At 64.0% G+C, this 23,391-nt stretch carries 20 protein-coding genes; 5 read left to right on the plus strand and 15 right to left on the minus strand.

The annotated features are described in order from the left end of the window. Window positions 1-42: 42 nt before the first annotated feature. The 5 genes from cydC to QM609_RS19050 all read right to left on the minus strand — a co-directional run bounded on the left by cydC (window position 43) and on the right by QM609_RS19050 (window position 7,038). Window positions 43-1,731 carry a thiol reductant ABC exporter subunit CydC gene (gene cydC / locus QM609_RS19030; RefSeq protein ID WP_007733832.1) on the minus strand — a complete coding sequence of 563 codons (1,689 nt, stop codon included), beginning with the start codon at window positions 1,729-1,731 and terminating at the stop codon, window positions 43-45. Continuing rightward, window positions 1,721-3,409, minus strand: coding sequence for a thiol reductant ABC exporter subunit CydD (gene cydD, locus QM609_RS19035; RefSeq protein WP_007733831.1), 1,689 nt, complete (start codon window positions 3,407-3,409; stop codon window positions 1,721-1,723). Before cydD ends, cydC begins: the two co-directional genes overlap by 11 nt. A gap of 58 nt (window positions 3,410-3,467) precedes the next feature. Further along, window positions 3,468-4,511 carry a cytochrome d ubiquinol oxidase subunit II gene (gene cydB / locus QM609_RS19040; protein WP_003939727.1) on the minus strand — a complete coding sequence of 348 codons (1,044 nt, stop codon included), beginning with the start codon at window positions 4,509-4,511 and terminating at the stop codon, window positions 3,468-3,470. Window positions 4,512-4,520: 9 nt separating this feature from the next. After that, complete coding sequence (locus QM609_RS19045) at window positions 4,521-6,020, minus strand: cytochrome ubiquinol oxidase subunit I (RefSeq protein ID WP_007733830.1); 1,500 nt, start codon at window positions 6,018-6,020, stop codon at window positions 4,521-4,523. Between the two features lie 154 nt (window positions 6,021-6,174). Then, window positions 6,175-7,038, minus strand: a complete 864-nt coding sequence (locus QM609_RS19050) for an aminodeoxychorismate lyase (RefSeq protein WP_007733829.1) — start codon at window positions 7,036-7,038, stop codon at window positions 6,175-6,177. 79 nt (window positions 7,039-7,117) lie between these two features. Here QM609_RS19050 and ygfZ point away from each other — a divergent pair, with 79 nt between their 5' ends. The 4 genes from ygfZ (at window position 7,118) to QM609_RS19070 (ending at window position 10,260) form a co-directional block, all read left to right on the plus strand. Then, window positions 7,118-8,239, plus strand: coding sequence for a CAF17-like 4Fe-4S cluster assembly/insertion protein YgfZ (gene ygfZ / locus QM609_RS19055; protein WP_007733828.1), 1,122 nt, complete (start codon window positions 7,118-7,120; stop codon window positions 8,237-8,239). After that, complete coding sequence (locus QM609_RS19060; protein ID WP_050654783.1) at window positions 8,236-8,904, plus strand: MOSC domain-containing protein; 669 nt, start codon at window positions 8,236-8,238, stop codon at window positions 8,902-8,904. Before ygfZ ends, QM609_RS19060 begins: the two co-directional genes overlap by 4 nt. Then, complete coding sequence (locus QM609_RS19065; RefSeq protein WP_003940365.1) at window positions 8,901-9,854, plus strand: asparaginase; 954 nt, start codon at window positions 8,901-8,903, stop codon at window positions 9,852-9,854. Before QM609_RS19060 ends, QM609_RS19065 begins: the two co-directional genes overlap by 4 nt. A 202-nt stretch (window positions 9,855-10,056) precedes the next feature. After that, the gene (locus tag QM609_RS19070; protein ID WP_003940337.1) at window positions 10,057-10,260 is read left to right on the plus strand and encodes a DUF3073 domain-containing protein; all 204 of its coding nucleotides are present in this window, start codon (window positions 10,057-10,059) and stop codon (window positions 10,258-10,260) included. A gap of 150 nt (window positions 10,261-10,410) precedes the next feature. On the opposite strand, the gene purM is transcribed toward QM609_RS19070, so the two are convergent. The 9 genes from purM to purL all read right to left on the minus strand — a co-directional run bounded on the left by purM (window position 10,411) and on the right by purL (window position 20,758). Continuing rightward, window positions 10,411-11,490 (minus strand): phosphoribosylformylglycinamidine cyclo-ligase, encoded by a 1,080-nt coding sequence (purM, locus tag QM609_RS19075; RefSeq protein ID WP_003940225.1) that lies wholly within the window; start codon window positions 11,488-11,490, stop codon window positions 10,411-10,413. A 207-nt stretch (window positions 11,491-11,697) separates the two neighbouring features. Continuing rightward, on the minus strand, window positions 11,698-12,444 hold the full coding sequence (locus tag QM609_RS19080; RefSeq protein ID WP_003939813.1) for an AIM24 family protein: 747 nt from the start codon (window positions 12,442-12,444) through the stop codon (window positions 11,698-11,700). Between the two features lie 13 nt (window positions 12,445-12,457). Continuing rightward, complete coding sequence (locus tag QM609_RS19085) at window positions 12,458-13,135, minus strand: AIM24 family protein (protein WP_003939918.1); 678 nt, start codon at window positions 13,133-13,135, stop codon at window positions 12,458-12,460. Window positions 13,136-13,138: 3 nt separating this feature from the next. Then, window positions 13,139-13,747: an AIM24 family protein gene (locus tag QM609_RS19090; protein ID WP_003940441.1), complete on the minus strand. Its 609-nt coding sequence runs from the start codon at window positions 13,745-13,747 to the stop codon at window positions 13,139-13,141. Between the two features lie 144 nt (window positions 13,748-13,891). Then, complete coding sequence (gene purF, locus QM609_RS19095) at window positions 13,892-15,469, minus strand: amidophosphoribosyltransferase (RefSeq protein WP_003940541.1); 1,578 nt, start codon at window positions 15,467-15,469, stop codon at window positions 13,892-13,894. Window positions 15,470-15,639: 170 nt separating this feature from the next. Further along, a complete protein-coding gene (locus QM609_RS19100) occupies window positions 15,640-16,029 on the minus strand; it encodes a sterol carrier family protein (protein WP_007733822.1) in 390 nt (129 codons plus the stop codon). Then, window positions 16,029-16,685, minus strand: a complete 657-nt coding sequence (locus QM609_RS19105) for a CPBP family intramembrane glutamic endopeptidase (RefSeq protein ID WP_007733821.1) — start codon at window positions 16,683-16,685, stop codon at window positions 16,029-16,031. Before QM609_RS19105 ends, QM609_RS19100 begins: the two co-directional genes overlap by 1 nt. Then, window positions 16,682-18,466 carry an alpha/beta hydrolase gene (locus QM609_RS19110; protein ID WP_050654784.1) on the minus strand — a complete coding sequence of 595 codons (1,785 nt, stop codon included), beginning with the start codon at window positions 18,464-18,466 and terminating at the stop codon, window positions 16,682-16,684. Before QM609_RS19110 ends, QM609_RS19105 begins: the two co-directional genes overlap by 4 nt. A 3-nt stretch (window positions 18,467-18,469) precedes the next feature. Beyond that, window positions 18,470-20,758 (minus strand): phosphoribosylformylglycinamidine synthase subunit PurL, encoded by a 2,289-nt coding sequence (purL, locus tag QM609_RS19115; RefSeq protein WP_007733819.1) that lies wholly within the window; start codon window positions 20,756-20,758, stop codon window positions 18,470-18,472. Between the two features lie 250 nt (window positions 20,759-21,008). Between purL and QM609_RS19120 the strand changes: the two genes are divergently transcribed. Then, a complete protein-coding gene (locus tag QM609_RS19120) occupies window positions 21,009-21,986 on the plus strand; it encodes a Dyp-type peroxidase (protein ID WP_050654785.1) in 978 nt (325 codons plus the stop codon). A gap of 27 nt (window positions 21,987-22,013) precedes the next feature. Here QM609_RS19120 and QM609_RS19125 read toward each other — a convergent pair whose 3' ends face one another. Further along, on the minus strand, window positions 22,014-23,333 hold the full coding sequence (locus tag QM609_RS19125) for a M18 family aminopeptidase (protein ID WP_050654786.1): 1,320 nt from the start codon (window positions 23,331-23,333) through the stop codon (window positions 22,014-22,016). Between the last annotated feature and the right edge of the window lie 58 nt (window positions 23,334-23,391).

The raw sequence follows: 23,391 nt of genomic DNA on the forward strand, positions 1-23,391 counted from the left end.
AGACCACCTCCTTCCTTGTGTACAGGAGAAAGTACGCCCACTTCACGATGACGGCAACGTATTTTCCACAGAAACTTTTCCGACGCATATCACCTGGTCAGCTCCAGTACCGGCCGGAAGTTGATGGGTAACGACAACAACCGTTCGTGAAGAATCGACCAGCATTCCGTCGCGATCGAGCAACTCGCGCAGCAACTGAGCGCCGGCCTCCGCGTCCATGTGCTCGGTCGGCTCGTCGAGCAGCAGTACCTCCGCGGGCGAGACGATCGCGCGTGCCAACAGCAACCGACGACGCTCACCGCCCGAAACCGCTCGCATACCGCCGACCAGGTAGGTGTCGAGCCCGTCCGGCAGTTCCGCCAGCCACTCGCCGAGACCAACTGCGGCAAGTGCCTTCTCCGCGTCCTCGGCGGTGAGGTCACCCCGCGCGACGCGCAGGTTCTCGAGTACCGACGTCTCGAAGAGGTGTGCGTCTTCGGCGAAGTACCCGACGTGCCGACGCAGCTCGGCCGGATCGATATCCGAAACGTCCACCGAGTCAACACGAACTGTTCCCGCGACGGGCGGCAGCAGTCCCGCCATCGTCATCAGCGCAGTGGTCTTTCCCGATCCACTCTCGCCGACGACGGCAACACGAGCACCGCGAGGAAGATCCACCGACAGCGGTTCGGTCACCTTTCCCCCGGGCCAACCCGCCCGCAACGCGTGCACACTCAGGACCCCGTCCTCCGGCCACGCACGATTTCCTTCAACGTGTTCGGCGTCGGCTCGATCGAGTACCGCCATGATGCGTGCCGACGCCAGCCGCGCCTTGGTCAATGCCACCGCCGCGCTGGGCAGTATCGCGGTTCCCTCGAAAGCCGACAGCGGAAGCAGTACAAGGATTCCCATGGACATCGGTGACATGTCGGTGGTTCCGTACAGCGAGATTCCGATCAGCAGGGCACCGAGGACGCTCACTCCGATTGCCAGGGGCGTGGCAGCGGCGGCAAAGGCACTCGGGACCGCCGCGCGATCGGTTGCGTCGACCACATCGTTCTCGGCAGAGACCGCCTCGCTCACCGCCTGATCCAAGCGACCCGATACCCGGAGCTCGGCGGAATGGTCGAGGGCGGTCACCGCGGACTCACTGAATCGCGCTGCGGCAGCAGAACTGTCGGCCTCGGCGAGACGAGCAGCACGAGCCGACAGCCAGGGTGCCGCGATCCCGGACACCGCCAGCGCAACAGCCAGGATGAGCGCGGCCGGAACCGAGATGAACAACAGGATTCCCACCGCAGCAAACGCGAGGACAATCGAAACCGCAATCGGGATCAGTGCTTTGACGACGACGTCGCCCAGTGCATCCACGTCGGCGCCCGTACGTGAGAGCAGGTCACCGCGTCGTAGTCCGGCTGCTGCCGCGGGATCTCCTGCGGCCAACTGCTGGTAGATCCTCGATCGCGCCGCGGTGGTTCCGCGCAACGCGACGTCGTGCGTCGTCAATCGTTCGAGATAGCGGAAGACACCACGTGAGATTCCCAATGCGCGTACGGCAACTACCGCAACACTGAGATCGAGAACGGGAGGCATCTCCCAAGCCCGCGTGATCAACCATGCGGACAGCGCCGCCAAGGCGAGTGCGCTACCGAGTGTTGCCACACCCGCCGCTACCGCCGTCAGTACGCGTCGTGGCCGAAGTTCCAGTAGCCGCAGAGCACGCAGAAGCGGATCGTGAGCGTCACTTCTCATGAGCGCGCACCTCGACGATCCGGTCAGCTGCGGCAAGCACACTCGGACGGTGGCCGATCACGACAACGGTGTCGCCACGCTCCGCCCGTGCTCTCAGAGAAGCCAACACTGTCCCTTCCGAATCCGAGTCGAGGTGAGCGGTGGGTTCGTCCAGGACAAGAACTGCGCGGTCCGAGGCAAGCACGCGTGTCAGTGCCAGCCGTTGCCGCTGCCCCAAAGACAGACCTGTACCGCCGACGCCGATCACGGTCTCGACGCCCGCAGGCAGCTCGGCCAGTACCGCGTCGAATCCCGTCGCAGCAGCGGCGTGGGTCAGTGCTTGCGCATCGACGACCCCGGTGAGATCGAGATTTTCACGAACGGTGCCGGGTAGGAGGACCGGATGCTGGGGAAGCCAGGCCAACTGACTCCACCACGCGTGCTCGTCCAGGTCTCGGACATCGACGCCGGCGACCGTCACACGCCCACTGCTCGGTTCGATCAACCCGAGCAGCGCGTGCACTGCCGTCGACTTGCCGCAGCCGTTGGGACCGGTGAGCACGGTGATCGCCCCTGGCGATGCCATGGCGGAAAGTCGAGACGGTGCGACTCCCCCACGAGAGGCCACACCGAGTCCGTCGAAGACGATGTCGGCGCCTCGAGCGACCACCGTCGTGCTACCACCCTCCGGCGCGGCAGAATCCGCCTCGATAACCTCGAATGCCTTGTCGGCTGCCGCCATTCCGTCCTCGGCGGCGTGGAACTGGGTTCCCACCATCCGAAGTGGCAGGTACACCTCGGGGGCGAGGATCAACGCGACTATCCCCGGCTCGAGTGACATGTCGCCGTACACCAGTCGCAAGCCGATACTCACGGCCACCAACGCGACGCAGAGCGTTGCGAGCAGTTCCAGCACCATCGAGGACAGGAACGCGACGCGGAGAGCTGACATCGTCGTTCGCCGATGAGCGTCACCGAGTTCACGGACGCGCTCGGCAGGACCTTGCTGACGACCGAGCGCCCGCAGCGTCGGCAAACCGGCAAGAAGATCGAGCAGTTGCGAAGACAACGTGGTCATCGCTGCCAGCGTCTTCTCCGACTTACCCTTTGTCAGCAAGCCGATCAGAATCATGAAGATGGGGATCAGCGGCAGCGTCACGAAGATGATGACCGCAGACGTCATGTCCTGCACCGCAATGACTATCAGGGTGATGGGTGTCAGCGTCACCGACAAGACCAGGGCCGGAAGGTATCCCGTCAGGTACGGACCAAGGCCGTCGACACCTCGGGTGACCACGGTCGCGATCTCGTCACGCCGCGGATCCAGATCGCGAGGACTCATCGCCGTCGCCGACGTCAGCACGCCGTTCTTGATCTCGGCAACGACGCGAGTCGACGCCCGGTGCGCATACCTGGTCTGCAACCAGGTCCCCAGAACTCGGACCGCCACAGCTGCGGCGAGAACAACCAATTCGGTTGTCCACGAGGAAACATCCACAGTTCGAGTGGTGATCACTCCGGCCAGCACCCGGCCGATCATGAGCGCCGCGACGATGACCATCACGACGTTCACCATCGACAGAGCGACCGTGAGGATCAGATAGCCGCGCGCAGAAGCGGAATGTCGCCACAGCCGCGGGTCGATCGGCCCCCGGCGACGCTCCCGAGTGGTGGGAGCGTCGCCTACTTCGATAGTCACGTGAATTCGACCGTCAGTTCTTTCGTGATTCGAATGTTTCGTGATTCAAGGTTGGTGACTACCACGTCTTCTCCTTGAATCGCAGACCGATCGACGCCGGAATCTGCTTGGAGGAGATGCGCTGTCGGAACACCCAGTACGTCCAACCCTGGTAGATGATCACCACCGGCGTCATGAATGCCGCGGCCCACGTCATCACCTTGAGCGTGTACGGACTCGACGACGCGTTCTCGATGGTCAGGCTGTACGCCGGATCCAGCGTCGACGGCATGACGTTCGGGAACAGCGAGGCGAACAGCAGCACGACGGTGGCGATGACGGCCACACAGGTGAGAACGAAGGCCCAGCCTTCGCGCTCGGCCCGCGTCAGGAAGACGACGCCGATCAGTGCCGCAGCAGCGGCAGCTACCAGAATCCACGTCCATCCCTTGCCGTAGGCGAGTTGCGTCCACAGAACGAATCCGCCGGCAACAGGAATAGCTGGAATTGCCAGTCGTGCAGCAATTTTCACGGCATCTTCACGAACCTCGTCGGCACTCTTGAGTGCCAGGAACACTGCACCGTGGAGAGCGAACACCAGCGCGGTGGTCAGACCGCCGAGCAGCGCGTACGGATTGAGCAGATCGAAGAATCCCGACTCGACCTGCTTGTCTGCGTTGATCGCCACGCCCCGAACGATGTTCGCGAAAGCCACGCCCCAGAGAACTGCCGGGACCCAGGAGCCGAAGATGATGCCCCAGTCGCAACGCTGACGCCATTTGTCGTCGTCGATCTTGCTTCGCCATTCGATGGCACAGATACGAACGATCAAGGCCACCAGGATGATCAGCAGCGGTAGATAGAACCCGGAGAACAACGTCGCGTACCACTCCGGGAATGCCGCGAACATCGCGCCACCGGCGGTGATCAGCCACACTTCGTTGCCGTCCCACACCGGGCCGATCGTGTTGAGCGCTACCCGTCGACGCGTATCGGCCGGGAGGTCACTGCCTCTGCCGACGATCGGCATGAGCATTCCGACACCGAAGTCGAACCCTTCGAGGACGAAGTAACCGATGAACAGTACTGCGACGAGCACGAACCATACTTCTTGAAGTCCCATGATCGCCTCCTAGTACGCGAACGACAGTTGTTTGGGCTTGTCCGGATCTTCCGGCTCGTCATGATCTGTATCGCCCGGCGGATGCATGTCGTGCTCCAACGGGCCTTCCTTCGCGTACCGCACGATCAGCTTGAACCAGACGACTCCCAGCGCTCCGTACAGCAGGGTGAAGGTGATCAGCGAAGCCCAGACGGTAGCCGACGCGTGGTCCGAAACACCTTGGTCGACAGTAAGTCTGATCATGTCGACGCCGGTCGGGTTGGGATGCACCACCCAGGGCTGACGGCCCATCTCGGTGAAGATCCAACCGGCGCTGTTCGCCATGAACGGAGTGGGGATCGCGACCAGGCTGAGTATTCCGAACCACTTCTGGTCCGGGACCCGCCCCTTACGAGTGACCCACAGTCCCGCGAGAGCCAGTGCTGCCGAACCGGCGGCGAGGCCGATCATGGCGCGGAAAGACCAGTACGTGACAAAGAGATTCGGTCGGTAGTTACCCGGTCCGAAGTCCTGCTCCGCCTGCTCCTGCAGTTGGTTCACGCCTTGCAGTTCGACGCCGGTGAACTTGCCCTCGGCCAACCATGGAAGAACGAACGGCACCTTCAGAACGTGCGTCACGCTGTCACAGTTGTTGTGAGTGCCGATAGTGAGGATCGAGAAGTCCGGATCCATCTCGGTGTCGCACAGCGATTCCGCCGACGCCATCTTCATGGGTTGCTGCTGGAACATGAGCTTGCCTTGGACGTCACCGGTATAGATGATGCCGATTCCGGCCACGATCATGACGAGCAACGCGAATCGTGTTGCCGGGCGGTACATCGTCCGTGCGTCGGCTTCGAGGCGCTCGGCTTCGGCGGCCTCAGCCTGCTTGGCGCGGCGCATGTTCCGCACCATCCACCAACCACTGATGCCGGCGACGAACGTCGCCGCTGTCAGGAAGGCGCCGGCAACCGCGTGCGGGAAGGCAGCGAGAGCGGTGTTGTTGGTCAGCAGCTCCCAGATACTGGTGAGCTCGGCACGACCCGTTTCAGGGTTGTACGTCGCACCGACCGGATGCTGCATGAACGAGTTGGCCGCGATGATGAAGAATGCCGACGCGTTGACGCCGATCGCCACGAGCCAAATGCACGCCAGGTGTACAAGTTTGGGCAGCCTGCCCCAACCGAAGATCCAGAGTCCGATGAAGACGGACTCCATGAAGAAGGCGACAAGGCCTTCCAATGCGAGCGGAGCTCCGAAGACGTCACCGACGAATCGCGAGTACTCGCTCCAGTTCATGCCGAACTGGAACTCCTGCACGATGCCGGTGGCTACACCGAGTGCGAAGTTGATGAGGAAAAGCTTGCCGAAGAACTTGGTGAGCCGATACCAGTGGTCCTTTTTGGTGACCACCCACATCGTCTGCATGATCGCGATCATCGGCGCAAGTCCGATGGTCAGCGGAACAAGGATGAAGTGGTAGACGGTAGTGATACCGAACTGCCACCTGGAGACGTCCAAAGTATCCATTGGCTACTCCGAGAGTAGGGCCCTGGGACAGGCTTCGGGGTTCGAGACGCGGGCAGTCGCTCGGCCCCTGCGGACACGGTACTGCTGTCCGGTTTGGACCGCAGGACTTTGCTACTACCAAATGTAGTAGAGACCTGTCGCGATTCCTATTCGCCTATCGCCCTGCTGAATCCGAATCAATTGCACGTTCAACCAATTCCGCGAATTCCCCGGAGACCTTCGGCTCTGGCAATGTGAGCCCGTCGAGTGTATGGACGCGTGCGGCCAGCGTGACGCTCGAAACCATCCACACTCCGTCGGCCGCAATCAAATCCGCAGGTCGGAGGGTTTCGTATCGGCAATCGAAGCGAGCACTGCCGGCAACGTCGAACAGGGCGCGCTGCGTAGTGCCCATCAAAATGCCCTGTGCGGGAGGCGGTGTGATCAAAGTCCTGTCCCGAACGATCACCACCGTCGAGCGTGGCCCCTCCAACACATTGCCCTCGGAACTGACGAAGATCACATCGTCAGCACCCAAATTCGCCGCATATCGAAGCGCTGCCATGTTGGTTGCGTACGACAACGTCTTCGCGCCCAGTAGCTGCCAGGGTGCCCGGGCAGAGAGATCGACAGAGAAACCTCGCTCGAGAGTCATCACCGACAACCCCGATTCGCGGACCTGTCTGACCCGATCGGCCACCGGACCGACCATCACGAAGGCTGTCGGCTTGTCACCGCTCTCACGGCCGCGGGTCAGAACAAGACGAAGAGCGCCTTCCTTCTCGGTCCCCCACTCCTCGGCAGCCATCTCGATCGCCAGACGCCAATCATCGAGAACGGGAGCGGGCAGACCGAGTGCCCGCGCGCTCAGAACCAGTCGACTCAGGTGTCCCTCGACCACCCGGGCGCGGCCGTCGCGTACCAACAGCGTCTCGAAGACTCCGTCGCCGCGCACCACCGCCAGGTCGTCGGCGTGCAGAAACGGTGCGTCAGCATCGAGCACCTCATGGTCGAGAGTCACCAATACGCGATCAGGCATGCCATCAACCCTAACGATCCGCCAAGCCGCCGGGGCCGCCCTGTAACCGCGATCCCGCCCACACTCCTAGACTGGTCTCGTGGTCGACAACGCTCTTGTGCCCAACAGCCCACTTCTGACTTCCCCCGGCGCGGTCACCGCACCGGACGGTTCGGCCGACATCGGTGTCGCGTGGCACTACGGCGATCCTCTCGGCGAACAGCGAACCGCGCAGCGCGCAGCAGTGGTGGTCGACCGCAGTCACAGATTCGTGATCGCCATTCCCGGCGACGAACGCCTCACGTGGCTGCACACGATTTCGAGCCAGCACATCGCCGCGCTCCCCGACGGCAAGAGTGCCGAGAACTTGAGCCTGGACGTCAACGGACGCGTCGAGCACCACTTCGTGCAGACGGACCTGGCAGGTGTCACCTGGATCGACACCGAGGCGAACCGCGGACCCGACCTTCTCTCCTTCTTGAAGAAGATGGTGTTCTGGTCCAAGGCCGAACCTCGTGACGGCAACGAACTCGCGGTCCTGAGCCTGATCGGACCCGAAGCGTCAACTGTCCTCGCCGCACTCGAGGTTCAGACACCCACCGAGGCCTACGACGCTCACGCCTTGGCCGACGGCGGATTTGTCCGCCGCATGCCGTGGCCTACCGAGAACTCTTTCGATCTTCTCGTCCCACGTGAGCAACTGGCAGCGTGGTGGACCAGGCTGACCGATGCCGGCGCCAAGCCCGCCGGCAGTTGGGCCTTCGAGGCACTGCGCGTCGAAGCGACGAGGCCTCGCCTCGGACTGGACACCGACGAACGGACCATCCCGCACGAGGTCCACTGGATCGGTGGGCCGGCCGAGCACGGCGCCGTCCACCTCGACAAGGGGTGCTACCGCGGTCAGGAAACCGTTGCCCGGGTTCACAATCTCGGCAAGCCCCCGCGCCATCTCGTCATGTTGCACCTCGACGGCAGCGCCGAAGCCGTCCCGGAACCGGGTGACCCGATCACGGCGGGCGGACGGGCCGTCGGACGCGTCGGGACCGTCGTCAATCATCACGAGCTCGGCCCCATCGCACTCGCTCTGATCAAGCGGAACATCCCGGTCGACACCGAACTGATGGCCGGCCCCAGCGCTGCGTCCATCGATCCGGATTCGATCGTCGCGGACGACGCACCCCAGGCCGGACGTGAGGCTGTCAACCGATTGCGCGGAAAGTGACGGGCACGGTCGACGCGGTCTGCGTCGTCCACACCGAACGTGACAGTGGCGTCAGGCGAGTCCCCCGTACCGCGATCGACAAGCGTCCCGTCGACGGCCGCGTCGCGGTCGGCCGACTCGGTCTGGGTGGCGACTACGTCTGCGACACCGAGTTCCACGGCGGCGCCTTCCAAGCTGTCTACGCGTATCAGCGCGACGAAGCCCAGCGTTGGTCGGACGAATTGGGCCGACCTCTCGGCCCCGGATGGTTCGGCGAGAATCTTCACATCAGCGGGATGCTCGTCACGGACGCCGTGATCGGCGAGCGTTGGCACATCACCGGAGCCGAGGCGTCGGACGTTCTCGAACTCGAAGTGACCGCTCCCCGGGTCCCGTGTGGCACCTTCGGCATCTGGGCCGCGGAGAAGGGCTGGGTCAAAAGATTCACCGAGCGGACCGACGTCGGCGCCTACCTTCGCGTCAACCGGACCGGCACGATCGCCGCGGGCGATTCGGTCACCCGAGTCCACGTACCGGATCACGGAGTGACTGTTCGTGAGGTCTTCGCCGGAACGGACCCTGAGCGGCTTCGACGGCTGCTCGCAGAACACACCGATCTTGCACCGAACGTCACCGCGCGCGTCCATAGGTTCATCGAACAAGCAGAAGCGCAGGTGCACTCGTGAGTATCGAATTGGTGGAAGTGGTCCGCTCCGGATTCCGCGAATGCGTGCATCGCGGATCGGCCGTCATTCTCGGCGCCGACGGCGAGGTCGTTGTCGGACTCGGGGAAATTCACACACCCATCTACCCGCGCTCGGCGAACAAACCGCTGCAAGCCGTCGCTGCGCTTCGTAACGGCTTTGCACCCACCAGTCCGGAGGAGCTGGCCGTCGCGTCGTCCTCACATGCGGGCGAGGCCGATCACATCGAACTGGTCGCAGCGCTTCTCGCTCGCTACCAACTCGGTGTCGACCAGTTGCAGTGCCCCTCCGATCTGCCGGGCAACGAACTGGCCCGAGCCGAACTGATCGCAGCGGGCGAGCTTCCCAGCCCGATCTACATGACCTGCTCGGGCAAGCACTCCGCGATGCTCGCGACGTGCGTCGTGAACGACTGGCCGCTCGAGACGTACATGGAGCCGACACATCCCCTGCAGCTCGCGATCCAGGAGACGATCTTCGATCTCAGCGGCGAGGAAGAGCAGGAACTCGGCATCGACGGTTGCGGCCTCCCGATCGTGCCGCTCTCGCTCACGAACCTGGCTCGGGCATTCGGACGCCTGCCCTCGGCTGAGCCCGACTCACCCGAACGAGCTGTGGCCGACGCGGTCCGCGAGAACCCCTTCCTCGTCTCGGGCACCGGCCGCAACGATCAGCGCCTGATGTCCGCCGTGCCGGGTCTGTTCTCCAAGACCGGATACGACGGCATCTACGCCGGAGCGCTTCCCGACGGTTCCGCTTTCGCCCTCAAGATCGACGACGGTCACGAGCGGGCGCTCCTGCCCTTGGCGGCAGCTCTGCTCAAGCGTATGAACACCGAGTGGACCGAGGAGTTGGCGGCTCTCGCATCCGCTCCGGTCTTCGGCGGCGACGCCCGAGTGGGGACGATTCGCGCTATTCCCGGAAACTTCTGAGCAGTTCTCACAAAGTTCTGACGAGTTCTTTCAGCATCCTGGCAGCTCGCGGCCATAGTGAGAGCAATCAGACACGGCGGTGAGGCCTTCGTGGAAGCGGAAGCGACTTTTCCACGCTAGAGTGTGTGTCAGGAAACTTACACACTCAAACGGGGCCGCCAAATTCCCCAGGCCGCCCCGCGAAAGCGCGAGGGGGTCAGCCATGGGCCGCGGCCGGGCTAAGGCAAAGCAGACCAAGGTTGCACGCGAATTGAAATACAGCGTACCGACCACGGATTTCGACAGCCTGCAAAGAGAGCTCGCAGGTGGATCGACCAACTCGCATCGGAGCAGTGTCCGATCGGACCAGACTTCCGATAGGGAAGGGCATGCGCGAGAGGACGACTACGACGACTGGCGGCGTTGACCGCGCACTGCCACCGCGCAGACTGTGAAATGAGGAAGAGCTGATCGCTCTTCCTCATTTTTGCGTTCCATTTTCCGCCTCGCGCCTGCTTGTACGGACACACAAAACTGCCCCACCGGATTTCTCCGATGGGGCAGTTGACGTTGCGGTCTAGAAGCGCGGGTGGTCTCCGGCCAGGAACGCACGCTCTGCAGCGGCGTCCGACGCCTTCTTGACGCTACCGAGCGTCCAGCAGTCGATGTGGCGTGCGGTGAGGACGGCAAGTGCGCGGTCGACGTCCTCGGGTGCGACGACGGCGACCATGCCGACGCCCATGTTGAACGTCTGCTCCATCTCGGCGCGCTCGACGCGTCCGCGCTGCGCGATCATGGCGAAGACCGGAGCGGGGCTCCAGGTTCCGCGATCGAGTTCGGCGACCAAGCCCTTGGGCATGACGCGCGCGAGGTTGTTGGCAAGGCCGCCACCGGTGACGTGGCAGAACGTGCGCACGTCGGTCTCGGCAGCGAGTGCCAGGCAGTCCTTGGCGTAGATCTTGGTGGGCTCGAGCAGTTCCTCACCGAGCGTGCGGCCGAACTCGTCGACGTGTGCGCTCAGGTTCATGCGGTCGATCTCGAGCAGGACCTTGCGGGCCAGTGAGTAACCGTTGGAGTGCAGTCCCGAAGAACCCATCGCGATGACGACGTCGCCGGGGCGAACGCGATCCGGTCCGAGCAGCTTCTCGGCCTCCACGACACCGACGCCGGTGGCGGAGAGGTCGTAGTCACCGTCAGCCATGATGCCGGGGTGCTCGGCGGTCTCGCCACCGAGGAGAGCGCAACCGGCCTGGATGCAGCCCTCGGCGATGCCGCTGACCAATTCCGCGACGCGCTCGGGGATGACCCGGCCGACAGCGATGTAGTCCTGAAGGAACAGCGGCTCGGCGCCACAGACGACGAGGTCGTCGACAACCATGGCGACGAGGTCGAGTCCGACCGTGTCGTGCTTGTCCATCGCCTGCGCGACAGCGAGCTTGGTTCCGACGCCGTCGGTCGATGCGGCGAGCAACGGCTCCTTGTAGTCACCCTTGAGGGAGAACAAGCCGGCGAAACCACCGAGGCCACCCATGACCTCGGGGCGGCTGGCCTTCTTGGCCAGAGGGGCGAAGAGTTCCACCGCCCGGTCGCCTGCGGCGATATCGACTCCTGCTGCCGCGTAGGAGGCGCCTGCGGTGCGGTGACTGTCCTCGGTCATCGGGTTACTACTCCAGCCTTGTATTTCTCGCGAGCACGTATTGCTCGTGCACAGGTAAGTGGTCTTGCAATGTGAAGTGTTTGCAATCCTCGTGACGCGAGATGGATCGTTCGACTCGAGACCCAGAGCGCGCACACAAATACCGACGATTACGCCCATACGCTACCGGACCGGCCCCCTCGGTGAGACCTCGCGTACCCCGAGACGTCAGTTCTGCAGCCGCGCACCGATCGAGGCGTGCAGTGCGCGCAGACTGTTCTGCCCGAGTGCGACGGTCTCGGATTCGATGTGTTTGAGGAGGTGTCCGTCGTGGACGACCTTCTCGCTCGACTGGATCAGTACCGTCCCGGCTCCGGTGAAATCGAACTGGCGTTCTTCGCCGGTGTTCGCGCCGAACATGCTTCCGCGAACCGCGCCCAGGAAGCTCTGCATCCAGTCGGCATCGAAGTGGTGGGACGGCGACGGGCAGTCGGCCCAACCCACCAACGCCTGCGGGTCGATGCGCAGCGGCGGCTCCGCGAACATGACCGGGCCATTGGACGACGCCAGGAACTTGCCTGTCCCCAGTAGCGTCAAAAAGCCTGGGACGATGGATTGTTTGAGGTCCAGGCTGGTCTCGAAGGCGAGGAGATTGGCCGCGCGAATCGTGAGGTTGCCGTCGTCGAGGTCGTAGGAATTGATGTTGAATCCGCGGTCCCCGAGGATCAACTTGCCTTGCCCCTGAGCGAGCACCCAGTCGTCGGCGTAGAGCGGCGAAGAGAACCTGGCCGCGACGATCGCCGTCATACTCGTGCGCCCGAGCGGCTCGAAGTTGATGTTTCCGTAGTACGCGATCATCGCGCCCTTGGACGTGAACCACGGCTGCCCGGCCATCTCGACGCAGAAGGCGTAGTCGTTGCCCGGGACGTTGTCGTTGGCGGGCAGAGTTGCCGGATTGTGAATTTCGATACCCATGCTCTGTGCCCTCTCAGAACTTCTGCTCGGACGCCTGGACCCAAACGGTGCCGGCGCCGGTCATCTTCAGCTGGATGGACTCCCCCGAGCCCTTGCCGACGGCCTCGCGCCAGCCGACGTTCGCGGAGATGTCGACGTTGATCTGACCGATGTGGCACACGTATGCCTGCGGGTCGACGACGACCTGAGGATTGTTCGGACCGACCTGCAACGGAATCGCGCCCCCGTGCGAGAGGACCGCGACGCTTCCCTGTCCGTGCAACTGCGTCGTGAACAGCCCTTGACCGGTCATGGCGCCGCGTACTGCTCCGCGCACACCGCCCTGCGACGTGAGAGCGACTATCGAACTCTGGAGGTAACCGTCGTGTGCGAGGAGTCGGTCGGCTTCGACCGTGAGCATCGACGAACCGTCGAGGTGGATGACCTCGACGTACAAGCCGGCATGCCCGTAGAAGACCTCACCGTTTCCCTCGGCCGCCATCATGCGTGCATGCTCGCCGGACATCATGCGGCCGGCCATCCCGGCGATACCGCCCATGTTCGGCATGGCGCCGGGCCCACCGCCCATGCTGTGCGGGATGAAGCGGACGTCACCGGTGTAGTAGAGCATCGACCCGGTGCGGGCGAGCACGTTCTGGCCCGGCGCGAGGGTCGACTTGACGACCTTGCTGTTCACCAATTCCAACGGCATGGTTCAGCGCTCCTCGGGCTGGATGTAGACGACTCCGGATCCGTCGAATCGCAGCGAGAACGCTTCACCGCTGCCACCGCCGATCGCAGAGCGCCAGGTGACGTCGGTGACGAAGCTCTGGTTCAGCTGGCCACGGTGAGCGACGAATGCGTCGGGATCGGCAACCAGCGGATACTGCGGGCTGACTTCGAGCGCGATGATCGGTCCGCCCTTCGACAGCACCGCCACCAGACCGGTGCCGCTGACGACCGTCGTGAACAAGCCCTGTCCGGAACCTGCGCCGCGGAGACCGGCAAATTTCACGTCGGTTCGCAGTTGGCCGACCAATGCGAGCAATTGCGAGGCTTCGACGTGCAAAGCGTCGTTGTTGAGCTCGATGATCGTGATGTCCTGGGCGTCGACCGCGAAGTAGACGGTGCCTTGACCGCTGACTTCCATCAGGGACAGTGATTCACCTGCCGCCTTCTGTTTCAGCGCGGCACGTAACCCACCGCCACCGCCCATTCCGGCGTTCTTGAAGGTGATCGCACCCTCGTACGCCACCATCGAGCCGTTGATCGCTTTGATGGTGTCCCCCACCAGGTCTGCGACCAGAACCCGGTGCCCATCCATTCTCAGTTGCGCCACGGAGGGCACTATGCCAGATGCTCACGACGTATGCCGTGTCGTGGAACAGAAAGTCGTGAACAGAAAATCTGCCGCCCACATGCTGTGGACGGCAGATTCTCGGCTGTCGAATTTCAACGATTCTGATGTTCAGGGGCGGCTGAGCGCGCTCGCATTGTCGTTGTCGCGAGTGGCCGTCGAACCTGCGGTGCTCTCGAGCATCCCCTCGAGGACGTTCTTGCCGATCGACGTTTCCTTGGGAAGCGCGATCGGGTAGGTCCCGTCGAAGCACGCGGCGCACAGACGGCTGGCCGGCTGCTCGGTGGCGGCGATCATGCCCTCGGTGGAGATGTATCCGAGGGTGTCCGCTCCGATGGAACGACGCACACCGTCGAGCATCTCCTCGAACGTCGCATCCTGTCCGCCCGCGCCGTTGGCAATCAATTCGGCCGGTGAGGCGAAGTCGATGCCGTAGAAGCAGGGCCACTTGACCGGCGGCGAGGCGATACGGACGTGAATTTCAAGGGCGCCGGCTTCGCGGAGCATCCGGATGAGCGCACGCTGGGTGTTACCGCGGACGATCGAATCGTCCACCACCACAAGGCGCTTGCCGCGGATGACTTCCTTGAGCGGGTTGAGCTTGAGCCTGATACCGAGCTGACGGATCGTCTGCGACGGCTGGATGAAGGTACGGCCCACGTAGGCGTTCTTCATCAAACCCTGGCCGTAAGGAATGCCTGAGCCCTGTGCGTACCCGACTGCTGCGGGGGTGCCGGACTCGGGAACGGGGATGACCAAGTCACCTTCGGCGGGATGCTCGCTGGCGAGCAGACGGCCGATCTCGACGCGGGTCGAGTGGACCGAACGGCCACCGATGACGCTGTCGGGACGGGCAAGGTAGACGTACTCGAAGACACATCCCTTGGGCGTCGGATTCGCGAAACGTGAGGAGCGAACGCCGTCGGCGTCGATCGCAAGCAGCTCACCGGGTTCGATGTCGCGAACGAACGACGCACCGACGATGTCGAGGGCTGCCGTCTCGCTGGCGACTACCCAACCGCGGTCGAGTCGACCGAGGCAGAGCGGGCGGATGCCGTGCGGATCGCGCGCTGCATACAGCGTGTGCTCGTCCATGAAGGTGAGGCAGAACGCGCCCTCCAACGTGGGAAGCAATTCCATTGCGGCCTGTTCGATGGTGCTGTCGCCGGCAGCGTGTGCCAGGAGACCACCGATGAGGTCGGAGTCGGAAGTCGCGGCATTGGGGCGCTTGTCGTTGACCAGGCCGGCTGCACGGGTGCGGCTCGCGAGTTCAGCGGTGTTGACCAGGTTGCCGTTGTGGCCGAGCGCGATGCCGGTGCCGGCAGTGGTCGTACGGAAGATGGGCTGCGCGTTCTCCCACGTCGTGGAACCGGTGGTGGAGTAACGGCAATGTCCGACGGCGACGTGACCTGGCATCGCTGCGAGGGTCTGCTCGTCGAATACCTGGCTGACCAGGCCGAGATCCTTGAACACCAGCACCTGGGAGCCGTCGGCTACCGCAATGCCGGCAGCTTCTTGACCACGGTGCTGAAGTGCGTACAGGCCGTAATAAGTGAGCTTCGCCACATCCTCTCCCGGCGCCCAGACGCCGAATACACCGCATTCTTCGCGGGGCTCGTTCTCGTCCTCGTCGGACGGGTTCGAAGCGAGGAGATTTGGACTGTTGACCGACAGATCGGCACGAGTCACCGGGCGCTCCCTTTGTGGGCAGGGGTTGGGGGGCATCCACAGTCTACGGCCATTTTGGGACTCACTTCCCCTGAGGGCTGCCTTGGCTCTCAGATCACGCCGAAGCGAACCGGATGGTCTCTCACTGTTACTGCGTCAACCACTCTGTTGCTGCGCCAACCCCTCTGTTGCTAGGTCAACCGCAGCAGTGGGAGCCAGTGCGCAATTTCGGGAGCGCGGCTACCTGAGGCGTCGACTCTTCCGTCACCTGAGGCCTCGGAGAACTCGAGCAATCCGGTGACCATCTGCAACCACGTCCGAGCGTCCGTCTCGACGACGTTGGGCGGGGTTCCGCGGGTGTGACGCGGACCTTCGATGCATTGCACCGCAACAAACGGTGGGACCCGCACCTCGACGCTCGATCCGGGGGCGATCTGTTCGAGAGTGCGCGCACTCATCTTCACTGCCGCACCGAGTTCACTGCGCGAAGGCTTCGGCAGTTCCGGATCTCGAAGCCACGGGCCGACGGCCAGGACGGCGGCACGGAATTCGGCGGGGTCGACGGCGCGGCGGGGCGGCATCAGTTCACTCCCTGTCTGCGAGTAGCGATACGAACGGCAAGTGCGCCACCGGCATTCGTGGCCAGGTGCAGCAGGGCGGGGGCAAGTACGCTGCCGCCACGGCGGTGCAGCCACTCGAACAGCAATGCCGAAGCGCCGGTGAACGCCACTGCTGCGGGAACGTTGTCGCCGGCACCGCGAGCGGGAGCGACGTGCCACAGCCCGAAGGTCAGTGCGTGAACAGCCTGCGCGGTCGGTCTGTTCAGTTCGCGGCTCCAGACGGCCGACATCGCGCTACGGAACAACAGTTCCTCGGAGAGCACCGTCCCGAACGGGATGTGCAGGATGATCCATTCGAGGAAGTCTTCGCGGCCGTCTGCTCGCTCGTCGGCAGCGAGAGTCGCGCGCAAGGACGGAACGGCCAAAGCGACGCTGTAGCCGGTGAGGACCGCCCCCGCCGCGGCTCCGCCGAACTGAGCACCACCACGAATGCCGGTGTGCGCCAAGCCGAGTTCCTCGCGGGTGTAACCACGTGCGAGTAGGACTCCGATGGCCGACAGACCGGCCGCAGTGTTGACCACGGCGCGGGCTCGGGGCGAAAGACCGAATGCCGGAAGCACGACGTTGCTCCAGGTGATCGCGGTAGCGGAGAGCGCGATCGAGGCGACTCCCCTCACTTCTCGGGGCCCTCTGATTTCACGGCGACAACCAATGCCGACCGCACTCGCTCGGTTTCTGCGGCCGTCCATCCCTCGGGCTGGGCGACGCTGATCCAGGCGTCCAGAACGGAGGTTCCGTAATTGTGACCGTGACCGTCGGGAACTCCCGCGGCGTTACCGAGGTCTGCAGACACCTGCCAGAACGTCACGACCGGGAACCATTTCATCGACGGCGAGCGGTCGAAACCGGGTACTTCCTTGAGCCACTCGGGCCGATTGAACATGAGGTCGGGCGACCACCACACCACCGGATCGGAAGGGTGCTGGACAAACAGAACCCGCGGCTGCGGCCACGTCATCCCGTCGGCCGGAATGTCTTCGGAGCGATCCGCGAACCGCACGCCGGCCAAGCCGTCCGCGTATACGGGCGCTACTTCGGGGGTACCAGGATCGCGCCTCTTCTCGATCGAACGCCACAACTGCGTCGCGTTCGGTGGGCCAACCCACAGAATTCCGTCGGCGGTATCGCGCGCCGCTTGCAGTGTGTCGAAGGCTCCGGCGCCGGCCATGACGCCGAGGCTCTCGCCGTAGACCATGAACTTCGGCCTGGTGGCTTCCGGTTCCTGGAGCCATCTTTCGTGTACCCGCTCGATCAACAGGCGTCCGGCAGCTTGCGCCTTCTCCTGATCGGCGAGGAACGAGATCCAACTCGGCAGGTACGAGTACTGGCTGGCGACAAGAGCAGTGTCGCCGTCATGCACAAGTTCGATTGCCTGTGCCGCAGTGGGATTGACCCACCCCGTACCCGTCGTCGGAATGACCACGAGGACCTTGCGTTGGAAGGCGCCGGTTCGCTCCAGCTCCTTGATGACCAGATCCATACGCTCTTCGGGATCTTCGGCGCTTTCAAGTCCGGCATATACGCGAATCGGATCCATCGCAGGCTTACCGGTTGCCGCTTCGAGTTCCTGCGCGTCGAGTCCGCGCGAGACGAAGTTTCGTCCCTCGAACCCCAATGTGTCCCAGGGAGCGGCTGATTCGGGGCTACCCGATTTCATCGGATCCTGCGGTTCGACGACGCCGTCGCGAGTGGTCGAGTTCTGCAGACTGAAGATCGAGTTGGTCGCTGCATAGATTCCGCGGACCAGGACGCCGTCGACCAGCATGAAGAACAGGACGGTGACAACCAGGACACCGACGCCATTGGCCACCGACCGTGACCAGTGGAACCGCCGCATCAGCTGTCGGGCAATCAGTTTCACCAGATCGTGGAGGACCCGCCAGATCGAGATGAGCAGGCCACCGACGAGCAGGCTCAGTCCGAGGGTTCGGATGTAGCCGGAAGTGGTCGTGCCTTCAGCATCGGTCAGTGCCGCGATTTCACGTTGCCACCCGGCCGCGTAGACCAGCATGATGATCGCCGCGACGATGGACGCGACCGGAACGAAGACCTTGATCGCGGAAGGCACCGGCTCGGGCAGTGGCCACCACCGTCGCCCGCTTAGCAGGTATCGCTCGATAGCCCAACCGATCGCAGTACCGACGCCGTAGCCGATGGCCGAGTTGATTCCGCCGATCAGACCTTGGAAAAGCCAATCGCGCGGCAACAGCGAAGGGGTCAACGACCAGCAGAAGAAGAACGCGGCAAACGCGATGCCGGTGAAGTCGAGTTTGAGGAGCCCCCACGCCCACTCGGTGAAGCGGTTGTCGAGCTTCTCGAGGGGTGCGGGAACAGCCAGCCGCAGGTGGTGTTCCTGCGGCTGGCTGTCAGAAGAAGTCAGTTCTCCGGAATCGACCATCTATCACCCGAACAGTGCGGGCAGCGTTCCCTCGAAGGCCTCACGGAGCTTGGCCATCGTGACGGAGAAGTGTCCCTGGACCTCGACGGAGTCGCTGCCCTCGTCGACGACCCCGATACGCGTCCACGGCAAGCCGCGGGCGGTGCACATACCGGTGAAGCGAGTCTCCTCGGTGCGCGGAACTGCAACGAGGACGCGTCCCGACGATTCCGAGAACAGGGTGACGAACGGATCGGCGCCCTCGGGAATCAGGATGCGGCAGCCGGTTTCGCCGGCCAGCGCGGCTTCGACGACAGCCTGGGCCAGTCCCCCCTCGGAGAGGTCGTGGGCCGCGGTGACGAGACCGTCACGCGAAGAGGCGAGCAGAATGTCGGCGAGCAGTTGCTCACGGGCGAGGTCGACCTTCGGCGGCACGCCACCGAGGTGACCGTGCTCGACCTGCGACCAGATGGAACCGTCGAACTCGTCGTGGGTCTCGCCGAGCAGGATCAGCGTCTCGCCGGGCTCGAGTCCGAGGCCCGTCGGGATGCGGCGGTGAACGTCGTCGATCACACCGAGGACGGCAACCACCGGCGTCGGCAGGATTGCCGTGGATCCGGTCTGGTTGTAGAAGCTGACGTTGCCGCCGGTGACGGGGATGCCGAGGGTGGCGCAGCCGTCGGCAAGGCCGCGAACGGCCTGCTGGAACTGCCACATGACACCCGGGTCCTCGGGAGAACCGAAGTTCAGGCAGTTGGAGACGGCCTTGGGCGTTGCGCCCGTGACTGCCACGTTGCGGAAAGCCTCGGCCAACGCGAGCTGCGCACCGGTGTACGGGTCGAGCGCGGTGTAGCGGCCCGAAGCGTCGGTGGACAGTGCGATCCCGCGTCCGGTCTTCTCGTCGATGCGGATGACACCGCCGTCGGCGTTCTCGGCCAGGACGGTGTTTCCGCGGACGTAGCGGTCGTACTGCTCGGTGATCCACTTGCGGCTGCACAGGGCAGGCGAGGCGATCATCTTCAGCAGGGTCGCTTCGAGCTCGGCGTCGGTTTCGGGACGCTTCAGTCCGGCAGTCGTATTCGCGATCAAGGCATCCTGCGTTGCCGGACGCTCGACGGGGCGGTGGTAAACCGGACCCTCGTGCGCGACGGTGCGCGGGGGAACGTCGACGACGGTCTCGCCGTGCCAGGAGATGGTGAGGTGCTCACCGTCGGTGACCTCGCCGATGTCGGTGGCCAGGACGTCCCACTTCTTGCAGACCTCCATGAACGCATCGACGTTCTCGGGCGTGACCACGGCGCACATGCGCTCCTGCGATTCGCTCGAGAGCACCTCGGCCGGGGTCATTCCGGTGGCGCGCATCGGAACCTTCTCGAGGTTGATGTGCATGCCGCCGTCGCCGGCCGCAGCCAGCTCGGAGGTGGCGCAGGACAGCCCGGCGCCGCCGAGGTCCTGGATGCCGACGACGAGGCCGGCCTTGTAGAGGTCGAGACAGCACTCGATGAGCACCTTCTCGGTGAACGGGTCGCCGACCTGAACCGCGGGCAGCTTCTTACGTCCGCCGGTGTCTCCACCCTCGTCGTCGAACGTCGCCGACGCGAGGACCGAGACGCCGCCGATTCCGTCGAGACCGGTGCGAGCACCGAACAGAATGATCTTGTTGCCTGCACCCGAAGCGAAGGCCAGATGCAGATCCTCGACGCGCATGACGCCGGCAGCGAGGGCGTTGACCAGCGGGTTACCTGCATAGGACTCGTCGAAGACCGTCTCGCCGCCGATGTTCGGCAGGCCGAGGGAGTTTCCGTATCCACCGACACCACGCACGACACCGTCGACGACGCGACGGGTATCGGGGGCGTCAGCAGCACCGAACCGAAGCTGATCCATGACGGCGATCGGACGAGCACCCATGGCCATGATGTCGCGGACGATGCCGCCGACACCGGTCGCCGCACCCTGGTAGGGCTCGACGTACGACGGGTGGTTGTGGCTCTCGACCTTGAACGTGACTGCCCAGCCGTCACCGATGTCGACGACGCCGGCGTTCTCACCGATGCCGGCCAGCATGTTGGCGCGCATCTCGTCGGTGGTGGTCTTGCCGAAGTATCCGAGGTGGACCTTCGAGGACTTGTACGAGCAGTGCTCGCTCCACATCACCGAGTACATCGCCAGTTCGGCGTCCGTGGGACGGCGGCCCAGGATCTCCTTGATGCGTGCGTATTCGTCGTCCTTGAGACCGAGCTCCTTGAACGGCTGAGCGGCATCGGGATCAGCCGATGCGTGCGTGACGGTATCGACCTGGTGAGCAGACACTGGAGAGTGGTCCCTTCCCTACGGGAGTCAAGAGGCAAGCCGGCGCGGAGCGGGACACCACGAATGTGCCCAACGAAAGAACGTGCCGGGGGACAGTCTATCGGTGTGGGCCGACGACTTCCGCAGACGGCAGCACCCGCAACACCTCCGGGCCTGCGAAGTATCGCCGGTCACACCCGCCCCGGTTGGGTGATCCGGTCGGTTTTCCTAAAGTCAGGGCCGGTCCACTCTCTCCCTCGAAAGGTCTCGCATGCCCCAGGATGTTCGTCAGTCCGACCTCACAGCACAGTCCCAGTCGGTGACCACTCCCCTCACTCCGGCTGCGATTTTCCTGGTCGCGACCGTGAATCCGGGTGGCGAGAACACCACACGAGAACTACTCGCCGACGTCGCCGGCCTGCAGCGCGCCGTGGGGCTGCGCGTCCCCGGATCAGGTTTGGATGTGGTGACAAGCATCGGTTCGTCGGTTTGGGATCGACTGTTCGCCGGTCCGCGCCCCGCGCTACTGCACCCGTTCGCCGCTCTACAGGGTGACGTTCACTCGGCGCCGTCGACTCCCGGCGATCTGCTCTTCCACATCCGCGCGATGAGCATGGATGCGTGTTTCGAGGTGGCTCGGCAGATCACGAAGCGACTGCACGGCGCAGCCACGGTGGTCGACGAGGTTCACGGCTTCCAGTACTTCGAGAACCGAGACCTCATCGGCTTCGTCGACGGCACCGAGAATCCGGTGGGCCGCGACGCCGTCGCCGCCGTGACTGTCGGAGACGAAGATCCTGCGTTCACCGGAGGAAGCTACGTCCATATCCAGCGCTACGTCCACAAGATGCGGGACTGGGAAGCAATCACCGTCGACGAGCAGGAACGTGTGATCGGACGCAGCAAGCTCGAGGACATCGAGATGACGTCCGAAGTGAAGCCGGCCAACTCGCACGTAGCCCTCAACGCAATCAAGGACGAGAACGGCAAGGCTCTCGAGATCCTGCGTGCCAACATGCCGTACGGGCGCCTCGGTGACGACGAGATCGGCACCTTTTTCATCGGCTACTGCCGCACGCCGGCGATCACCGAACGGATGCTCGAGAACATGTTTCTCGGCAACCCTCGCGGCAATTACGACCGTCTGCTCGATTTCTCGACGGCCGTGACGGGCTCGATGTTCTTCACTCCGAGCGCCGACTTCTTCGAGGATCTACCGGCTACACCCGCTGGGCTCTCTGCCCGTTAACTGCCCGCTCCCCCAGCTACCCGCCCTCTAACTACGCGGCGTGAGGAACGCACCGAGCGCGTCGGCATACATGCGGACATCTGCCGCGCCCATCAGCTCGCGGGCAGAGTGCATCGCGAGCTGAGGCGCGCCGACGTCGACGGTGGACAGTCCGGTGCGTGATGCCGTGATCGGTCCGATGGTGGAGCCGCACGGCAAATCGGCGCGGTGGACGTAGCGCTGCATCGGCACTCCCGCCTGATCGCACGCGAGCGCGAATTCGCCGGCACCGGCCGCATCGGTGGCGTAGCGCAGGTTCTGGTTCACCTTGAGTACCGGCCCACCGTTGATCTCGATCCGATGAGCGGGCTCGTGGCGGTCCGGGTAATTGGGGTGCGTCGCGTGTGCCATGTCGCCCGACGCGCATACCGAGCCGGCCATCGCCTGCAGGAATTCTTCGCGGCCACCACCGCGTCCCAACACGATCCGCTCGAGCACGGTGTTCAGCAGGTCCGAGAAAGCTCCGCGATCGGACATGCTGCCGACCTCTTCATGATCGAAGAGTGCAAGCACTGGGACCTGCTGACCGGGCGACTCGACTGCGGCCAGAAGTGCTTGTGTCCCTGCATAACACGTGCCCTGATTGTCGAGCCTGGGGGCGCTGACCAGTTCCTTGTCCACCCCCACGACTGCGCTGGGCGCAAGGTCGTGTGTCATCAATTCCCAGCCGAGAACCGACGACGCGGCTACACCCGCACGCTCGGCGACAAAGCCGATGAAAGACTTGGGCTTCGAACCCACGCCCCAGATTCCGTTGACGTGCCTCTGCGGATCCAGCGTCACACCCTTGCGATCTTCGGACAGGTGGATAGCCAGCTGCGGAACACGAAGAATCGGGTCGTCGATGCGAACCAGCTTCTGCTCCACAGTGTTTCCCACCCGGACACTCAATCGTCCGGAGATACCGAGATCGCGGTCGAGCCAGGAGTTCAGCCACGCACCGCCATACGGTTCGAGGCCCACCATCTGCCACCCGGCCGAAGTGAGGTCGGGATGCTGTTTGACCCGCAGGTTGGGGCTGTCGGTATGACCTCCGACAATCCGGAACGGAGCGGCGTTTCCCACGCCCTCGGTGCTCCAGGCGATCAGCGAACCGCCTCGCACGAGGAAGTACCGTCCGGGCTCGGCTGGCCACGACTGCGTTTCGTGGACTTCGACGAACCCGCCGGCCGTCAGCTCGGTCGCCACCGTCGCGCACACATGGAACGGCGACGGTGACGAATCGACGAAGCTGCACAAGCCGTCTGCGTCGGCCCCGGTCAGAGAAGCCGCCCCGGCCCGAGCCGCCCGAGAAGTCTGAGAAGTCATGCCTCTCATCATGCCCGAACAGGTGTCCGGGATATCAGTGGCCACGAATCAGGTGAGC

It is taken from the genome of Rhodococcus sp. IEGM 1302, from assembly GCF_030056935.1.
Classification (GTDB): domain Bacteria; phylum Actinomycetota; class Actinomycetes; order Mycobacteriales; family Mycobacteriaceae; genus Rhodococcus_F; species Rhodococcus_F qingshengii.

Coding starts and splice junctions, on each gene's coding strand:
- cydC (WP_007733832.1), bottom strand. CDS start 1,731: ATGAGAAGTGACGCTCACGATCCGCTTCTGCGTGCTCTGCGGCTACTG.
- cydB (WP_003939727.1), bottom strand. CDS start 4,511: ATGGGACTTCAAGAAGTATGGTTCGTGCTCGTCGCAGTACTGTTCATC.
- QM609_RS19045 (WP_007733830.1), bottom strand. CDS start 6,020: ATGGATACTTTGGACGTCTCCAGGTGGCAGTTCGGTATCACTACCGTC.
- QM609_RS19050 (WP_007733829.1), bottom strand. CDS start 7,038: ATGCCTGATCGCGTATTGGTGACTCTCGACCATGAGGTGCTCGATGCT.
- QM609_RS19070 (WP_003940337.1), top strand. CDS start 10,057: ATGGGCCGCGGCCGGGCTAAGGCAAAGCAGACCAAGGTTGCACGCGAA.
- purM (WP_003940225.1), bottom strand. CDS start 11,490: ATGACCGAGGACAGTCACCGCACCGCAGGCGCCTCCTACGCGGCAGCA.
- QM609_RS19080 (WP_003939813.1), bottom strand. CDS start 12,444: ATGGGTATCGAAATTCACAATCCGGCAACTCTGCCCGCCAACGACAAC.
- QM609_RS19085 (WP_003939918.1), bottom strand. CDS start 13,135: ATGCCGTTGGAATTGGTGAACAGCAAGGTCGTCAAGTCGACCCTCGCG.
- QM609_RS19090 (WP_003940441.1), bottom strand. CDS start 13,747: ATGGATGGGCACCGGGTTCTGGTCGCAGACCTGGTGGGGGACACCATC.
- QM609_RS19100 (WP_007733822.1), bottom strand. CDS start 16,029: ATGCCGCCCCGCCGCGCCGTCGACCCCGCCGAATTCCGTGCCGCCGTC.
- QM609_RS19110 (WP_050654784.1), bottom strand. CDS start 18,466: ATGGTCGATTCCGGAGAACTGACTTCTTCTGACAGCCAGCCGCAGGAA.
- QM609_RS19120 (WP_050654785.1), top strand. CDS start 21,009: ATGCCCCAGGATGTTCGTCAGTCCGACCTCACAGCACAGTCCCAGTCG.
- QM609_RS19125 (WP_050654786.1), bottom strand. CDS start 23,333: ATGACTTCTCAGACTTCTCGGGCGGCTCGGGCCGGGGCGGCTTCTCTG.